This is a genomic window from Psychrobacter sp. 1Y4 (assembly GCF_051847555.1).
Genome location: NZ_JBPYDE010001136.1, coordinates 1 through 522 on the forward strand (window position 1 = coordinate 1; position 522 = coordinate 522).

Below are 522 nucleotides of genomic sequence, written 5' to 3' on the forward strand. Positions count from 1 at the left end.
ATAAAGTTAGAAAATATTCATCAAAAATCAATTGCAATACCTAAATTAAAACAAAAAAATGGTGTTTTTATTGAAGCTTGGCAAATTAATGAAAACCATGGTTTTAAAGCGGCTAAATTATTTGTAGAAAAGTATGCACCTACCTCCATAATGGAAACTTTAAATATTATAGAGGCTAACAACTATTTAAGTGATGAAAGCAGATGGTTGGAGCTAGTAAACCAGTATATTACCAGACAAAATCTACAGCCAATTAAACTCAAGTTTGGTAAAGGGCCTATTTATCACCGTATCACTTGTGAACCTAACTATTCAATTGATGAAAATATAAAAATATCGATAATAATGCCAGCTTTTAATGCTGAGAAGACAATTAAATTTGCTATAAATTCAATTCTAGATCAAACATGGAAAAATATAGAACTTATAGTTATTAATGATTGTAGTACGGATAATACGCTATCTATCATTCAACAATTAGCAAGGATGGATTTTCGAGTGAAAGTAATTGATAATCCTGCT

At 29.1% G+C, this 522-nt stretch carries 1 protein-coding gene; it reads left to right on the top strand.

The features are described from left to right. Positions 1–522 (top strand): glycosyltransferase family 2 protein (locus ACS8FC_RS20805; protein WP_439298182.1); only part of this gene is annotated, 522 nt, incomplete at both ends.